14 protein-coding genes are annotated in these 15,751 nt (G+C 36.1%); 5 read left to right on the forward strand and 9 right to left on the reverse strand.

The annotated features are described in order from the left end of the window. The 5 genes from EG342_RS07690 to EG342_RS07710 all read right to left on the reverse strand — a co-directional run bounded on the left by EG342_RS07690 (position 1) and on the right by EG342_RS07710 (position 4,466). Complete coding sequence (locus tag EG342_RS07690) at positions 1-768, reverse strand: TrmH family RNA methyltransferase (protein ID WP_103289151.1); 768 nt, start codon at positions 766-768, stop codon at positions 1-3. 20 nt (positions 769-788) lie between these two features. After that, positions 789-1,580, reverse strand: coding sequence for a CPBP family intramembrane glutamic endopeptidase (locus tag EG342_RS07695; protein ID WP_103289152.1), 792 nt, complete (start codon positions 1,578-1,580; stop codon positions 789-791). Positions 1,581-1,671: 91 nt separating this feature from the next. Next, complete coding sequence (locus EG342_RS07700) at positions 1,672-2,511, reverse strand: LytR/AlgR family response regulator transcription factor (protein WP_103289153.1); 840 nt, start codon at positions 2,509-2,511, stop codon at positions 1,672-1,674. Between the two features lie 27 nt (positions 2,512-2,538). After that, the gene (locus tag EG342_RS07705; protein ID WP_103289154.1) at positions 2,539-2,961 is read right to left on the reverse strand and encodes a hypothetical protein; all 423 of its coding nucleotides are present in this window, start codon (positions 2,959-2,961) and stop codon (positions 2,539-2,541) included. An 11-nt stretch (positions 2,962-2,972) separates the two neighbouring features. Next, a complete protein-coding gene (locus tag EG342_RS07710) occupies positions 2,973-4,466 on the reverse strand; it encodes a DNA recombination protein RmuC (protein WP_394338012.1) in 1,494 nt (497 codons plus the stop codon). A 164-nt stretch (positions 4,467-4,630) separates the two neighbouring features. On the opposite strand from EG342_RS07710, the gene EG342_RS07715 reads away from it, so the two are divergent. The 5 genes from EG342_RS07715 to EG342_RS07735 all read left to right on the forward strand — a co-directional run bounded on the left by EG342_RS07715 (position 4,631) and on the right by EG342_RS07735 (position 12,406). Next, complete coding sequence (locus EG342_RS07715) at positions 4,631-5,305, forward strand: response regulator transcription factor (protein ID WP_103289156.1); 675 nt, start codon at positions 4,631-4,633, stop codon at positions 5,303-5,305. Between the two features lie 2 nt (positions 5,306-5,307). Next, a complete protein-coding gene (locus EG342_RS07720; RefSeq protein ID WP_103289157.1) occupies positions 5,308-6,669 on the forward strand; it encodes a HAMP domain-containing sensor histidine kinase in 1,362 nt (453 codons plus the stop codon). 174 nt (positions 6,670-6,843) lie between these two features. Then, a complete protein-coding gene (locus EG342_RS07725; RefSeq protein ID WP_103289158.1) occupies positions 6,844-8,118 on the forward strand; it encodes a TolC family protein in 1,275 nt (424 codons plus the stop codon). 74 nt (positions 8,119-8,192) lie between these two features. Further along, the gene (locus tag EG342_RS07730; RefSeq protein ID WP_103289159.1) at positions 8,193-9,308 is read left to right on the forward strand and encodes an efflux RND transporter periplasmic adaptor subunit; all 1,116 of its coding nucleotides are present in this window, start codon (positions 8,193-8,195) and stop codon (positions 9,306-9,308) included. Beyond that, entirely contained in the window at positions 9,308-12,406 is a 3,099-nt protein-coding gene (locus EG342_RS07735) for an efflux RND transporter permease subunit (RefSeq protein ID WP_103289160.1), read from the forward strand. The genes EG342_RS07730 and EG342_RS07735 overlap by 1 nt, the downstream gene beginning before the upstream one ends. A 117-nt stretch (positions 12,407-12,523) precedes the next feature. Here EG342_RS07735 and EG342_RS07740 read toward each other — a convergent pair whose 3' ends face one another. The 4 genes from EG342_RS07740 to EG342_RS07755 all read right to left on the reverse strand — a co-directional run bounded on the left by EG342_RS07740 (position 12,524) and on the right by EG342_RS07755 (position 15,506). Further along, positions 12,524-12,760, reverse strand: a complete 237-nt coding sequence (locus EG342_RS07740) for a hypothetical protein (protein ID WP_213084023.1) — start codon at positions 12,758-12,760, stop codon at positions 12,524-12,526. A gap of 464 nt (positions 12,761-13,224) precedes the next feature. Further along, positions 13,225-13,695 (reverse strand): YciI family protein, encoded by a 471-nt coding sequence (locus EG342_RS07745; RefSeq protein WP_103289162.1) that lies wholly within the window; start codon positions 13,693-13,695, stop codon positions 13,225-13,227. Between the two features lie 61 nt (positions 13,696-13,756). Beyond that, entirely contained in the window at positions 13,757-14,935 is a 1,179-nt protein-coding gene (gene pncB, locus EG342_RS07750) for a nicotinate phosphoribosyltransferase (RefSeq protein WP_103289354.1), read from the reverse strand. 94 nt (positions 14,936-15,029) lie between these two features. Continuing rightward, positions 15,030-15,506: a Dps family protein gene (locus EG342_RS07755; protein ID WP_103289163.1), complete on the reverse strand. Its 477-nt coding sequence runs from the start codon at positions 15,504-15,506 to the stop codon at positions 15,030-15,032. Positions 15,507-15,751: the final 245 nt, after the last annotated feature.

Consider the following 15,751-nt stretch of genomic DNA (forward strand, 5'->3'; position numbering starts at 1 on the left):
TTATCCCTTCTTCTGCTTCAAAGATTCATAGCAAGTAATCGCGACTGCATTACTTAAATTCAAAGAATCGATACTCCCAGCCATAGGAATGAGTGTGTTTTTTCCTTTACCCATCCAGAAATCACTTAATCCTGAATGCTCAGTGCCAAATAATACAGCAGAGCGTTGTGTAAAATCTCTTTTATAAAGATCTTCAGCAGTTTCATCCATAAGAGTTGTATAAATATTGAATTTATTGTCCTGTAAGAATTTCAGTGTTTCTTCATTTTCGGCTTGATATACCTCCATCCCAAAAAGGCAGCCGACACTTGATCTGATTACATTCGGATTATAAAAGTCCGTTTTTCCGTCCGCTACAATCAATGCATCAATTCCGAAAGCTTCGCAACTTCTCAGAATTGCACCAAGATTTCCTGGCTTTTCTACGCCTTCAACAATGATGATTGTAGAATTATCTTTGGGAACAAATGATGAAAGAAGAGCTTCTTTTACCTGATAGATTCCGATAATTCCTTCCGAACTTCCTCTATAAGCTATTTTCTCGTATACTTTTTCACTTACCAAATGGATTTTTCCATCCGGCATTTTTCCATTAAATATATTTTCACAGATAAAGAACTCTACAGGTTCGAAATTGTATTGCAGAGCTCTTTCGTTTTCCTGCTGTCCTTCAACTACAAAGACATTGGATTTTTTACGAAATCTGTTGTCAGTAAGAAGCTTAGTGACATTTTTTATTTTATCGTTTTGAAAACTTTCTATCAGCATTCCGCAAAATTATGCAAAATTTATGATTGAAGTTCGCTGGTTTTTATAAAAAGACTTTTCAAAGTGACCTGAAACGGAATGTTATTTCTTTTTTTATAATAAATGATGATGCCTATGATGAGAAGAAGCGAGGAAAGTTTATAGATGTTTCCATAGAGATTTCCTGAAACGTTTGCTGAAACATTAAAGATTTCCCAATAGAAATTCATAAAGAAATGTGTGCATATAGCGGTCCAGAGGTTATAGTCTGTTTCAAAATAGATCCAGGCAAAAAATATCGATCCTAAAAATGTGATTGAAAATATCTCAATGAGTTCAGTTGTATTTTGGCTTTGATATAAGTGAACCTGTGCAAACAACAAAGATCCCAGCAGCAAAGATGATAGAAACCCGAGCCTGGTAAAACGATATAACACACCAATCAGAAATGCTCTGAATATTATTTCTTCGAAAAATGCAGAGGAAATAGTGTTGATAAAAAGTGATTCGATGTCAATCTTAGTGATTATACTGAAATGCAAGCTATATCCTACTGCCATTACAAAGGTTCCCAAGAAGGCGATGGTGAATCCTTTTACTATTAATTTATTTACAGAAAGCAGATCTGCTATTTTTTTCTCAGGCAGTACAATTTTTAAAGTAGTAATAAGAGGAATCAGTGTAATTGAATAAGCAATTACATGAGCCAGTGCTTTACTGTGAAAGAGCCTTTGTGAAAAGCTTTGAATAGTTTTAAAACAATAAAGATCGAAAAAATAATAAGTACAAAAACCTAAAATAAAGATTAATAAAAAGCGAATGTTTTTACTCATGTCAATTAATTTTTGAGCAAAAATGCAGCTTTAAATCAGTGGCTTGAAATTAATGTGACGAATGTAAAGGAATAGTGACCAATGACAACCTTTAGTTATTTATTTGCTGCAACTGTGGGATAATTGCAGGTATAAAAGTTCTTGAAACGGGAATTTCAAAGTCTGTTCCCGGAATAACTAATTTGTATCCCTGTGCGTTCCCCTTAATAATTTTTACTTTTCTGAGGTTAACAATGTAGGAGCGATGGCATCTTTTAATAGAAGTTGTTTCAATTTGCTGTAAGGCACCCGTTAAGCTTATTCTGATTATATGTTTTTTTAAAATATCATTTTCCAGCAGATAAAATGTGCAATAGTTTTCCATAGATTGGGCATATAGAAAATCGTTTTCATGAATGATCAGCTCTGCATTGCCGGTAGAGATCTTTAGTGCTTTTGGTTGAATTGATAAAGGATTGCCAGAGAGCTGTTGTGAAATATTTCTTGCAATATTTTCATGCATGCTTTTTAAATAAATATACCGCGATAAAATATAAATAACAGAAATAGGAATACCTAGCGCCAGAGAATAAAGAAGCATATAGAAATAATTTTCAAAGCTAAGTTCTACGTGGCTCAGGAAGAGTGAATTATAAAAATAAGAAAAAACAGACCCCAGAAATAAGATGATGATAATCTTTAAAAGTTCAGCTCCTATACTCCAATTTGTAAACCGGTAAGTAAAAATATTTACAATTAAAAAAGCAGTACCAAAAATAACACAGTATGGAAAAAGTAATAGCAGTTTGTATGGATGGTTAAAGTTTTGTGTCCCGAATGGCTGAAAAATAATAAGAAATAAATAGACTGAAACTCCTGATGCCATAGATGATACCAGAATTTCTTTTAAAGATTCTGATTTAGGATAGGGGGATGATGTAAAAGAAGACATACAGACTATTGATAAGATTCAAATACTTTATAACGGGGAATCGGTTTTTACTTTCACTGGAGATTTAATATGAATGATACTTCCAATAAATAGAGAAAAACAGCTTGCTATCCATAAGAAATATCCCGGTCCGTAACCGGTTATCGGATATTTATGCCCGGCTTCATTCACTGTAATTTCTGCAACGGATAAATAACAAAAAGTTAAACAGACTGCTATAAGACTTATGACGGCAGATATTTTGGGCTGTTTAAGTAAGAAGAAAAAGGCCGCAATAAATAGGAGAGGATTGGCCATCCATGCAATTCCTCCACCGGACATTTCCGCCCATCCCAAAAGAAAACAGGCCAGGCCACTCATTTCATGATCTTTTGCAAATACAGCAGTGAAAGGAAGCGAAATGATAAAGAGAAAGAGACTGACAAGCAGGATAATATTTGATTTTTTCATGGTTTTGTTTTTTATTCGATCATAGTATTATTGTCAATAAGACTTTGTGGCAGGTCTTTTTTATTTTTTATTCCGAGGGATTTTAATTTTTGAGTCTGAATGACCAGGTTATCATTTCCGGTGTACAATTGTTTATAGGCATCGTTATACACATTTTTAGCCTGATCGAGATTCCTTCCCACTTTTTCCAGGTTATCAACAAAACCTACAAATTTATCATAGAGCTTAGCTCCTCGCTCAGCAATTTCCATAGAATTTCTGTTTTGATATTCTCGTTTCCACAGATCTGCAATTAACTTGAGAGAAGTAATCAGGTTACTAGGATTGAGTAATAAGATTCTTCTTTCATATGCGTAGTTCCAAAGGTTTTGGTCTGCTTGCATTGCCGCGATATAAGCCGGTTCACTCGGGATAAACATCATCACAAAGTCCAGTGATTTTCCGTAATCATCATAGGCTTTCTGGCTAAGTTGTGTAATGTGGTTTTTGATCGAACCAAGATGTTGATTCAACTTCATAAGATAAACATCCTGATCTGTTTCATCTACCAATTCTGTAAATGCCGTAAGAGAAACCTTGGAATCAATAATGACATTTCTTTCATCGGGATATTTTATAACAGCATCGGGGCGCATTTTCTTACCTGAAAATTCAGAAAATAGTGCATTGTTGTCTTCGTCGCGTAATTCATGTTCCAGAAAATATTCTCTTCCCTTCACCAGTCCGGATTTTTCCAGGATACTTTCGAGAATCATTTCTCCCCAATTTCCCTGGGTCTTGCTTTCTCCCTTCAAAGCTCGGGTCAGTTTTTTAGCATCTTCTGAAATCTGTTGATTCAGTTCTGCAAGTTCTTTTACTTTTTCAGCCAGTGAGAAACGTTCTTTATTTTCTTTTTCGTAGGCTTCATTGACTTTATTTTTTAAATCTGCAATTTTTTCCTGAAAGGGCTCAAGGATATTTTTTAAATTATTTTGATTTAAAGTGGTAAACTTTTCTGTCTTTTCCTCTAAAATCTTATTAGCCAGGTTCTCAAATTGTAACTTTGATTCTTCCTGAATTTTGATAATTTCCTCTTTCTGGGTGTCAAGAGATTTTTGGAGGCTTTCATTTCTGGCTAAAAGGTCAGCGTTTTTAGCAAAAATATTCTGCTTCTCGATCGTCAGTGCTTCTATTTGGGAAGACTGCTTAAGATTAAGCTGCCTTTGCTCCTGGAATTGAGAGCTAAGAGATGAATGTTCTGCAGATATTTTGGCAAATTCGTTTTTAATATCATTCAGTAAATCCTGCTGCTGAAGATTTAATTCTTTTTCGGTACTGATGTTTTGCTGAAGTTCCCGGATTTTTAAATTGGTATTTTCAAGGTCAGAATTATTTCTGATAAATGAGGTGTTCAATTCATCATAAGAGCTCCGTGAAACCATTGATGATTTCAAGGCAAAATATAAAATAACGGCTCCCAGAATTCCGCCGGCCATACATCCAATAAGTAAATAGGTCATCTCCATTTTTCAAAATTATGAAAAAAGGTTGGAAGCTGGAGGGCAGAATCGGGAAGTTATTGGTGTTGAATATCCGAAGTCCATTTTTTAATCCAAAAACCTTTGGCTGCTAGCTTCTGCAATCCTTTCTGAATAAGATTGCCTATATTTATGGGAAATTTCAGAAGCATATGAATATTTTGTTGGTAGAAGATGATCAGAGAATTAGTAACTTCCTGATAAAAGGGCTTTCCGAGGAAGGGTATAATATGACTCTTGCTGATTCGGGCGAAAAGGCACGGGAACTGCTTCATACCTATGATTTTGATATTATACTAATGGATATTATGCTTCCGGGACTGGATGGCATGCAGCTTACGCAAATTATTAGATTTAAAGGAAATTATACTCCGATTTTAGTGTTAAGTGCATTAAATAGTCCAGATGATAAAATTAAAATGCTTGATCTGGGAGCTGATGATTATTTATCCAAACCTTTCCATTTTGAGGAATTGATTTCCAGAATTAAGGCCTTGACAAGGCGAAACAAACTCAGCTATCAGAAAGAAGATCAATTGCTGTCTTGTGGAAATATTGTCATTGATACAGATCTTCATAAGGTAACACAGAACGAAAAGGACATTGAGTTTTCTCCCACAGAATATAAGCTTTTTACCTTCCTGATGGAAAATAAAAACAAAGTGCTGAGCAGAACTCAGATTTTGCATAAGGTATGGGGAATTGATTTTGATAATACAACTAATCTCGTGGATGTGTACATATCTTATGTTCGTAATAAGATTGACGAAACGGATCAGAAAATTATTCATACCGTAAAAGGAACCGGATATTTAATCAAAGACTGAAAATGACCCTTAGAAACAGGTTTACTCTTATTTCAAGCCTTTCATTTGGCATTGTTTCTATCATCACATTTGCGGTGATATTTTTTGCATACTATGACAGTACGAAAATTTTCTATTTTGAAAAACTGAGAAATACCGCACTTATTTCTGCCATTTATTACCTGGAAAAGGACGAGCTTCCCAAAGACAGACATGCACAGATCAAGAAGGAATATAAGCATTTGATTCAAAATAATCGGGTTGCGGTCTATAATCAGAATAATGAAGTAACCTTCGGGCAAAATCTGAATGATCATAACATTAAGCTTTCCCATTTGAAAAGAGTTAGGACAGACAAATGGATGGAGTTTATGTCAGGTGATCAATTCTATTACGGGATTTTTTATCCGGACAATCAGGGAGATTTTGTGGTGTTTGTAAAGTCGCCCAACGATTCGTTTCAGTCTCAGATATGGAGGCTTTCCATTATTATGCTTTCGGTTCTTTTGCTGGGATTGGTAGCTATTTATTTTTTAAGCCGTTATCTTTCCAAGGTTGTATATAAACCTATTTCCAATGTGGTAGAGCGCATCAATAAAGTAGATTACAATAATATTTCTACTGCCATTACTTCCACCAATACCAATGATGAAGTTGAAGACCTTATTAAATCTTATAATAAACTTCTGGGCAGAATTTCTGAAAATGTATTGTTGCAGCAGAACTTTATCAATTATGTTTCTCATGAATTTAAAACCCCTCTGGCTGCGATCTCCGGTAATCTTGAAGTATTCGCTCAAAGAGACAGAACTCCTGAGGAGTATAAAAAGGTGGCGCAAGAATCACTGGAGAATGTTTATGAGATTGAAAATATCCTCAACAACCTGTTGCTGATGTCAGGAATGACTAAGCTTGAGAGGTCTCATAAACAGGTAAGAATAGATGAACTGATCTGGAAGATTTATGAAAAGCTTGAATTGAAAGCCAAAGAACATCAGTCTTCTATTAAAATACAACTTGAAGTCACAAAACCTGCTTTATTAGAATTCGCCGGAAATGAAACGTTATTGTATCTGGCATTATATAATATTGTAGAAAATGCCATTAAGTATTCTCACAACCATCCTGTGGTAATTATTTTATCTGAAAAAGATCATCAGTTGAATATTGAAGTAAGGGATCAGGGTAGAGGAATTCCTGCTGATGATCTTGCGAAAATTACCGACACGTTCTACAGGGGAACCAATGTAAATGCTACGAAAGGAAGTGGAATCGGTTTGTCACTATCGAAAAGTATTTTTGACCATCACAATATGATCATGAAGATTGATTCTAAAGTAAATGTGGGTACAAGTGTCCAACTTGTGTTTCCTTCCACTCCCTAAACACCCGCGCAGTTTTCATAGTTTTATGGGTGGTATTTGTGAAAGTATCTGTGTCATTTGTGTTTTTAATAACCATTCTAATCAAACTCTAATGTTGGACTAATTGAATTTTAATTCTATTCAAAATTGGGCTTAATATTAGAAAAATAGCTTTGTGGTCTTAAATAACAGACCTTGAAGAAAATCATATTTACCTTATTTTATATTCACTGTTTCAGTTTTTTTTCGGCACAAATTTCAGATACTGTAAAAGTAAGCCGGAAGGAAGCTGAAGCGGTATTTCTTGCTAAAAACCTGGATATTATTGCTCAGAAATTAGAAATTTCTCAGGCCGAAGCAAGGGCTCTTCAGGCCAAATACTGGCCCAATCCTAAATTAAGCATCAGTGAAGTCAACCTATGGAGAACCTATGATATTGAAGAACAGCCTGCATTGATCGGAAATTGGGGAAAGAATACTCAGATTTCTGCGGAGATCGAGCAGGTGATTCAGACTGCCGGCAAAAGACGAAAGAATATTGAACTCCAGAAAATCGAAGTAGAAGGAGAGAAATATGAATTACAGGAAGTGCTGCGTGAGCTTAAGAAAACCTTGCGGAATACAATCACCGAAATCTTATACAATCAGGAACAGCAGAAGATTTATCAGGGTCAGATTGCTTCCATTGAGAAACTGACAAAGTCTTATCAAAACCAGTTGAATCTGGGAAATATAAGTAAAGCAGAATATGTTCGATTAAAAGCACAGGAAATTGAATTTAAGAAAAAGCTGGTTTCCTTAAAGCAGGAAATTGAAGAACAACAGGCAGAACTGAAAGCTTTACTGATGATTCCGGCAAACGATTACCTCGTCATATCAGACTCATTTACTTTACCTGAAAAACAACTATCGGAAGTTGAACTCTCCCAATGGCTGGAAAAAGCGAAAGAAAACCGCCCGGACATTTTGATCTCAAAAAATAAAGAAAAGCACGCCAATAAAAATCTGGAAATACAAAATGCATTGAAAACTCCGGATGTTGCTCTTTCAATAGGATATGACAGAGGTGGAAATATTATGAAAGATTTTATCGGACTGGGTGTCTCTGTTGATCTTCCCATTTTTGATAGGAACAAGGGAAATATTCAGGAGGCTAAGCTGGAAATTGAGAAAAGTAAGAATGAAACCCGAAAGAATATGCTGAAGTCTGAAAATGAAATTGTTTCCGTCTTCAGAAATTACCTTCGCACACAACAGGTTTCAGAAGAAATTGACGATTCTTACGAAGCTACGCTGGATGGCTTATTGATCAGCCATGAGAAAAACTTCAGATTAAGAAACATCAGTATGTTGGAGTATATGGATTTCCTGGATACTTATATCGGCAATAAAATGATCATACTCGATACCAAAAAAGAACTCAACCAATACTACGAAAACCTGCAATATGTTGTAGGTCAGGATTTATAAAATATACATCAGCGACACTTTTAAAGAAGTAAAGTATACGATGCTATATGATTTTTAACAATGAACATCTACATATGAAAATAAATACTACCGGATGCATTGCAGTCATTTATCTGTCTGCTTTAATCACCCTTACAGGTTGTAAAGAAAAAAAGCAGAGCAATGAAGCAGAAAAAGGCTACTGCATTAGTAAAGAACTGAAAAAAGATATAAAACTGGTGAAAGCGGAAATGCTTCCCATCGAAGAAAGTATAACCCTTACCGGAGAAGTGGAAAGTAACTCTGATAAAACCGTTCCGTTTGTAAGTCTGGTAGATGGAGTGGTTACGGATACTTATTTCTCTTTAGGCGATTATGTGAAAAAAGGACAGTCCCTGGCTACTATAAAAAGTACTGCGGTTAACGAAATGCAGGATGATACCCAAACGTTGCAGGCACAACTGGCTGTTGCCAAAAGAAAGCTGTCATCCGTTGAAGCCATGTATAAAGATGATATTGCTTCCCAGAAAGACTTACAGGAAGCCAGATCCGAAGTAGCCATCTTACAATCGAATATTTCCAAAACTCAAAAAAATATGCAGCTGTATTCGGCGGGAGGCGGCACAATTCAGATTAAGGCACCGGCTGACGGATACGTGATTTCAAAGAATATTTCAAAAGGAATGCCTGTTACTGCTGGTGGTGATCAGCTTTTTACCATCTCAAACCTGGATAAAGTTTGGGTGATGGCTAATGTATATGCTACCAATATGAGACATGTCTATGTGGATCAGCCGGTAGTGGTGAAAACTTTGGCTTATCCTGATGATAGTTTTTCCGGGAAAATTAATACGATTTCCCAGGTTTTTAACGAGAATGAAAGAGTATTGAAGGCCAAAATTATTATGGATAATAATGGAATGAAGCTGCGTCCGGGAATGTCTGCCGATATTATTTTACCTGTCAATTCACAAAATAAATCGGCATTGGCTATTCCTGCAAAGGCAATGATCTTTGACAATAATCAAAGTTATGTGGTGGTATACAAAAAAGACTGTGAATTAGAAATCAGACCGGTAACGGAAATCGGCTCCAACAGCCAGTATATCTATGTGGAAGGAAACCTGAAGCCAGGTGAGAATATTATTGCTTCCAACGGGCTGCTGATCTACGAAAACCTAAAAAACCAATTAAATAATTCTAAGAAGTAATGCGAAAATTTGTACAGAATATAGTTTCCTTCTCCCTAAAGAATTCATTGATTGTTCTTTTAGGAACTTTTCTTTTGCTGGCAGGAGGGATCTATTCCTATATTCATACTCCTATCGAAGCATTTCCCGATGTAACCAATACAAGAGTAAGAGTTATCACCCAATGGCCGGGAAGAAGTGCTGAGGAAATAGAAAAATTTGTCACTTTGCCCATTTCCAAAGAAATGAATGCCATTCCGAATAAAACTTCGGTACGGTCTATTTCATTATTTGGATTGTCAGTGGTAACCGTGATTTTTGATGATCACGTCAATGACTTTTACGCGCAGCAATATGCTTCCAACAAACTCGGAAATGTACAGTTACCGAGCGGGGCAGAATACAGTATAGAACCTCCCTCCGGAGCTACCGGTGAAATTTACCGGTATATTATTAAAAGTAAACTACCCATCAAAGAAGTGACGGCCATTCAGGATTGGGTGGTTGAAAGAGAATTGCTGGCCGTACCCGGAGTTGCGGATGTCGTGAGTTTTGGAGGTGAAGAAAAAACATATGAAATAAAAATCAATCCTACAGAATTACATAATTATGACCTTTCCCCGTTGGATGTGTATGAAGCCGTTTCGAAGAGTAATATCAATGTAGGTGGTGATGTAGTATCGAAAGGTGACCAGGCATATGTAGTGCGGGGGATCGGTCTTTTGGAAAGCAAGGAAGATATTGAAAATATCCAGATTGAGGTAAAAGGTTCTACCCCTATTTTGGTAAAACATGTGGCAGAAGTTAAAGTGTCTGCAAAACCAAGATTGGGGCAGGTAGGTTACAATAAAGAAAATGATGTCGTAGAAGGAATTATCATTATGCTTCGGGGTGAGAATCCAAGTGAGGTTATCGCCAGGTTAAAGGACAGAATTGAGGAATTGAATGGAGGAGAACTTCCCGGTGATGTTCAGATTGTTCCTATCATCGACCGTACTGAACTGGTGAATACAACAGTTCACACGGTTTCCAAGAATTTGATTGAAGGAGTTATTCTGGTTTCCATTATCGTATTTATTTTCCTGTACAACTGGAGAACAACTTTCATTGTTGCTTCTGTTATTCCTTTGGCATTTCTTTTTGCGATTATCATGTTGAAAATTCAGGGTTTGCCGGCTAATCTTATTTCTATGGGTGCACTGGACTTTGGTTTACTTCTCGAAGGAACCCTGGTCATCGTAGAAAATGTTTTCGTAGCCCTCGAACATCGGGCGAAGAAAATAGGATTGCGAAGGTTTAATAAAATTTCCAAACTAGGGATTATTAAAAAGAGCGCCGGAAGTGTAGCGGGTTATATTTTCTTTGCACTACTGATTCTTATCGTTGCATTGATGCCGATCTTCTCTTTCCAGAAGGTGGAAGGGAAAATGTTTTCACCTTTGGCATTTACACTAGGATATGCGTTGTTGGGATCATTGATTTTGAGCTTGACATATGTTCCTGCGATGTGTAAACTTTTACTGACTAAAAATATAGAAGAGAAAGAAAACTTTATATCAAGATTCTTCAGAGTCAATATTTATAGAATTTACGAGTTCAGTGACCGGTACAAAAAAGGATTTATTATTGGCTTTTTAACCTTATTGGCAATCTGTGGATGGAGGTTTTCAAATTATGGATCTGAGTTTTTGCCGAAACTGAATGAAGGAGCAATCTATGTACGTGCCACATTGCCAAATAGTGTCAACCTGGACGAATCGGTACGGCTTACCAAAGAAATGAAGGGTATTTTAATGAAATATGATGAAGTAAAGTTTGTCATGACCCAGACGGGACGCCCGAATGACGGGACAGATCCCACAGGTTTCTTTAATATCGAATTTAATATCCAGCTGAAACCGGAAAATGAATGGAAGAAGAAAATATCCAAAGACGAACTTCTCGAAGAAATGAGAGTTTCTCTGGAAAAATATCCGGGAATCAACTTTGGATTTAGTCAACCGATACAGGATAATGTTGAAGAATATGTGGCCGGAGTAAAAGCTCCGCTGGTGATTAAGATTTTTGGAAATAATTTATTTGAACTTGAAAATTATGCCAACCAGGTTGCTAAGTCTATCAAGACGGTTCCGGGAGTTTCTGATGTAAATGTCTTTAAAAACATTGGTTTACCGGAACTCAGAATACAGCTTCATGATTCTAAAATGGCCAAATATGGAGTTTCCACAGCAGATGCACAAGCCGTTATTGAAATGACCATTGGAGGTCAGGCTGCCACCAAATTTTATGAGGAAGAAAGAATGTTTGACGTTATGTTGCGATTTGAAAAACAGTATCGTGACACTCCTGAAAAGATGGGAAATATCCTGATTCCAACCCAGGATAATAAGAAAGTTCCATTAAAAGAAATTGCAACCATTGATTACCATACAGGTCCCTCTTTTATTTACCGTGAAGGAAACAGCAGATATATCGGGGTTGGATTTAATATTGAAGGCCGCGATTTGGGAAGTACAATTGCAGAGGCAAAAGAGAAAGTTGCCAAAGATGTAAAGCTTCCTAAAAGTCATAAAATGACCTGGGCCGGCGAATTTGAAAGTAAAGAAAGAGCAGCAAAACAGCTTGCGATGGTAGTACCGATATCTTTAGTTCTTATCCTGATGTTGTTGTATTTCAATTTCGGAAATGTGAAAGATACCCTGATTTCGTCCATTACGCTGGCATTTGCATTCATTGGTGGATTTTTATCCTTGTGGTTTACAGGAACAATCTTCGGGATATCCGCAGGAATCGGGTTTATCATTCTTTTCGGAGTGGCCACTATTGATGGTATCGTTTTGATTGGAGTGATGAAAGAAAATCTGCAAAATAAAATGTCTCTCAAAGAAGCCATTTCCGAAGGAGTTCGGAGTAGGATTCGTCCTGTTGTGATGATTGCTCTGATGGGATCGATGGGACTTTTCCCGGCAGCGTTGTCAAACGGAATGGGATCCGAAATTCAGAAACCTTTGGCCATTATGATCGTGGGTGGTTTGATCATCTGTATGTTACTGTCATTTACAGTATTACCGATCGTGTTTTATTACGCCTATCATAAAAAGTATAGGGAAACAGTATAGTTTCTTTTTATTTGTTCATTATTTGGCCGGGATCCGTGAGGAAGATCCCGGCCTTTTTTGTGTAATAGATAATAAAAAAGTGAGCCGGTAAGACTCACTGTTTTGTTGTTGATCAGATTATGGAGTGATTGTAATTGGATCTGGAAAAGGTTCAAGAACCAATGGCTTGCACATTGCGGCTGGTTCGCACCTGTTGCCCATACAGATAAAATTAGTCATAGTGGTTGAGCCGTCAGGACATCTGATCATAGCTTCACCAGGACATCCGCCGGGACATGGTGCCGGATATAGATACCCACCGAATACTTCTTTCAATTCTGTTCTCGACAGTTTGGATAAATTCATTTTTTTCATGGAATTAATTTTTAAGTTAATGGTAATTGTAACTTGCTTACATTCAGTTTTTTGTAAGCTGTTTTTAATAAAGCTAAAATAATAAAAAATAATTCTTCATGCGAGGAAATATTGAAATAATTGCTTAATTATTTAATATATTTGTTTGAAATATAAATAATTAAGCAATAGTTTGCCTATTTAATTCTTAAAGTAAAAAGATAAATACTGGAGACTGCTGAAAGTTTAAAGAGTAGGAAATAAAACCAAACCGAATATCTATGAGAAATTTGAAAAGTTTAAACAGGAAAGAATTAAAATCTTTGTTAGGTGGGGCTGCAAGAGAATGTGAAGCTCCGATAGATGGAGTTTGCAAGCCAGGTTATGCATCCTGTGATGCTTATTGTTGCTTTCGAATAAGAAAGCCACATCCTATCTGTAGTGACTAATAAAAAATCCCTCAATTTTGAGGGATTTGGATTATATTAAGGATTTTCTTTTGAGATTTCACCATGATGTTTGAGATATAAAGGTAAAGCTGCTGAACCATACCATGGGAAGATTTCATAACTAAAAACTCCAGCCTGTACTGCCGGATCACTTTTTACCCATTGTTCGGCCTCTTCCTTAGATTTGGTATTGAAAATAAACATTCCACGATAGTTTTCTTTATTCTTTTCCAGAAACGGACCGGCTACAACAATCTTTCCTTCATCAGCCAGTTTTCCGATATTGCTCATATGTCCATTCATTACTTCAGCCATTTTCGCTTTATCTTCAATCTTTGTATTGCCGGTGCTAAGCATGACAAGAGTGTAAGCTTTCATTCCGTATCTGTCGGCTCCCAGAGAAGTGGCCAGTTTCTGATTGAATTTTGGCTTTTCTTTTTTCTTTTCCTGAGCAAAGGAGAGAGTGGCCATCAAAACAGTAAGAGTTATAAAAATTTTAGCCTTCATAGATGTTTTAATTATAATGTGAATATCTAAAATCCGATGTCTGAAATCTAATATTTAAATTCTAATCTTTTATTCTTAAAAATTCTTTAGCAAGTTCTATCATTTTTGGATCACCTGTATATTTTCCGTGTTCATCAGATAATTTTACAGTTGGGATCCATTCTTTATTAGGGGCTTGTACTCCAATCAGTTTCATAACAATATTCATAGGTTTTAATCCGACATCATTAGTAAGATTGGTTCCTATTCCGAAAGAGATTCCTATTTTTCCTCTGCAGTAATTGGTAATTTCCTCTACCTTTTCAAGGTTAAGCGCATCTGAGAAAATGATATATTTAAACATAGGATTGATTCCGTTTTTCTGATAATGAGCAATCGTCTTATCTGCAAACTCTAAAGGGTCACCACTATCATGACGAACCCCGTCAAATAGTTTTGCAAATTTTTTGTCAAACTGCTGGAAGAATACATCCGTAGTGTAAGTATCTGATAACGCAACTCCAAGATCACCTCTGTATACGTCTACCCAATGTTCCAGCGCCAGTTCATTGGCCATTTTGAAACCGTATTCGGCGGCGTGAAACATAAACCACTCGTGAGCATGAGTTCCGATAGGTTTTACCCCGTACTTCATGGCAAAATGTACATTTGAGCTTCCGATAAAGGTGTTGTCTTTTTTCTGTGTTAAAGCTTCCATCACCAGATTCTGCACCTTATAAGAATGTCTTCTTCTGGTTCCGAATTCTGCGAAAGTAACTCCAAGTCTACCCAGTGACTCTGCTTTTTCGATTGTTTTTTTCATCACCACTTCATTAGAATCTCTTTCCATGTGATTCATCTCATAATGAAGCTCGCTGATCAATGCCAATAAAGGAACTTCCCACAGAATAGTTCTGTACCAAAGCCCTTCAACAGTCACAGAAAGATCACCTCCTTCCTGACGAATCTTTACTTCAGAAGGGTCATAATGGTATCCTTCTAAAAAATCCAGATACGGAAGATCAATATAAGGGCAGGTTCTTGCCATAAACTTTTTCTCGTCTTTAGTAAGTTTAAGTTCCGCCATCTTATTAACAGCTTCCCTTAAAGCAGCATCAAAACCTTCCGGAAAATGGTGTTTTCCTCTGTTGATGAATTCATACTTTACAATAGAACCCGGGAATAGTTTCACTACGGCATTCTGCATTGTTATTTTATAGAAATCATTATCTAGAATAGAGTTCAGTCTTACGTCGTTCATAATATGTGTAATTTTAACGCAAATATAAAAATAAAAAATAAAATCGCCTAAATGTAAGGCGATTTTTTTGAATATTTCAATGCTTTTGATGGAGTTATTTTCCAAGATAAGAATTGTACATCCAAACTTCTTTCTCCTGTTCGGTAATATAATCGCTCATCTGAGAGTTGGTACCTTCATCTCCTGCAGCATCAGTAATATCTAAAAGCTCTCTTTGAAGATCAAGTACAACTTTAAATGAGCTTAAAATCTGCTCAACACTTTTGGTACCGTCAGTTACTTCTTTGCTTTCTTTAATTGTAGCTACTTTTAAATAATCAGAATAGTTGTGTGCCGGAGTAGCACCTAAAGTCAGGATTCTTTCTGCAATTTCATCAATCTTCAGTACCAGGCTGTTGTATAATTCTTCAAATTTAGGGTGAAGAGTAAAAAACTGATCTCCTTTAATATTCCAGTGAGAACCTCTTGTGTTCTGATAAAACACGGAATAGTTTGCTAAAAGGTCATTAAGTTTTTCTGAAATCTTTTTACAGTCGGTTTCTTTTAATCCGATAATACTAGCGTTTTTCATATGTATATATTTATTTTTTTAAGGTCATTTCGATTCTCTGTTTTCAATCTTCGTTCAACAATGGTTGTTTGTGTTTATTATTTTTCTGTATCTCAAATTTACGAAATATTGTGCCGAACTCCCTTCCTTATTAATAGAAGATAACTATAAGAAAGTTTTTTAAAATAGTTTGGAAGTATTAAATATAATAGAGAAGCCTATGTGTTTGGATTAAGAATATAGATGTTTGTACGACTTAATTCCTT

Origin of the sequence: Chryseobacterium lactis (genome assembly GCF_003815875.1) — a bacterium.
Lineage (GTDB): Bacteria > Bacteroidota > Bacteroidia > Flavobacteriales > Weeksellaceae > Chryseobacterium > Chryseobacterium lactis.

What these genes read in the sequence shown, in the direction of transcription:
- EG342_RS07690 (WP_103289151.1), bottom strand. Translation starts at nt 768, where the DNA reads ATGCTGATAGAAAGTTTTCAAAACGATAAAATAAAAAATGTCACTAAG.
- EG342_RS07695 (WP_103289152.1), bottom strand. Translation starts at nt 1,580, where the DNA reads ATGAGTAAAAACATTCGCTTTTTATTAATCTTTATTTTAGGTTTTTGT.
- EG342_RS07700 (WP_103289153.1), bottom strand. Translation starts at nt 2,511, where the DNA reads ATGTCTTCTTTTACATCATCCCCCTATCCTAAATCAGAATCTTTAAAA.
- EG342_RS07705 (WP_103289154.1), bottom strand. Translation starts at nt 2,961, where the DNA reads ATGAAAAAATCAAATATTATCCTGCTTGTCAGTCTCTTTCTCTTTATC.
- EG342_RS07710 (WP_394338012.1), bottom strand. Translation starts at nt 4,466, where the DNA reads ATGGAGATGACCTATTTACTTATTGGATGTATGGCCGGCGGAATTCTG.
- EG342_RS07715 (WP_103289156.1), top strand. Translation starts at nt 4,631, where the DNA reads ATGAATATTTTGTTGGTAGAAGATGATCAGAGAATTAGTAACTTCCTG.
- EG342_RS07720 (WP_103289157.1), top strand. Translation starts at nt 5,308, where the DNA reads ATGACCCTTAGAAACAGGTTTACTCTTATTTCAAGCCTTTCATTTGGC.
- EG342_RS07730 (WP_103289159.1), top strand. Translation starts at nt 8,193, where the DNA reads ATGAAAATAAATACTACCGGATGCATTGCAGTCATTTATCTGTCTGCT.
- EG342_RS07735 (WP_103289160.1), top strand. Translation starts at nt 9,308, where the DNA reads ATGCGAAAATTTGTACAGAATATAGTTTCCTTCTCCCTAAAGAATTCA.
- EG342_RS07740 (WP_213084023.1), bottom strand. Translation starts at nt 12,760, where the DNA reads ATGAAAAAAATGAATTTATCCAAACTGTCGAGAACAGAATTGAAAGAA.
- EG342_RS07745 (WP_103289162.1), bottom strand. Translation starts at nt 13,695, where the DNA reads ATGAAGGCTAAAATTTTTATAACTCTTACTGTTTTGATGGCCACTCTC.
- pncB (WP_103289354.1), bottom strand. Translation starts at nt 14,935, where the DNA reads ATGAACGACGTAAGACTGAACTCTATTCTAGATAATGATTTCTATAAA.
- EG342_RS07755 (WP_103289163.1), bottom strand. Translation starts at nt 15,506, where the DNA reads ATGAAAAACGCTAGTATTATCGGATTAAAAGAAACCGACTGTAAAAAG.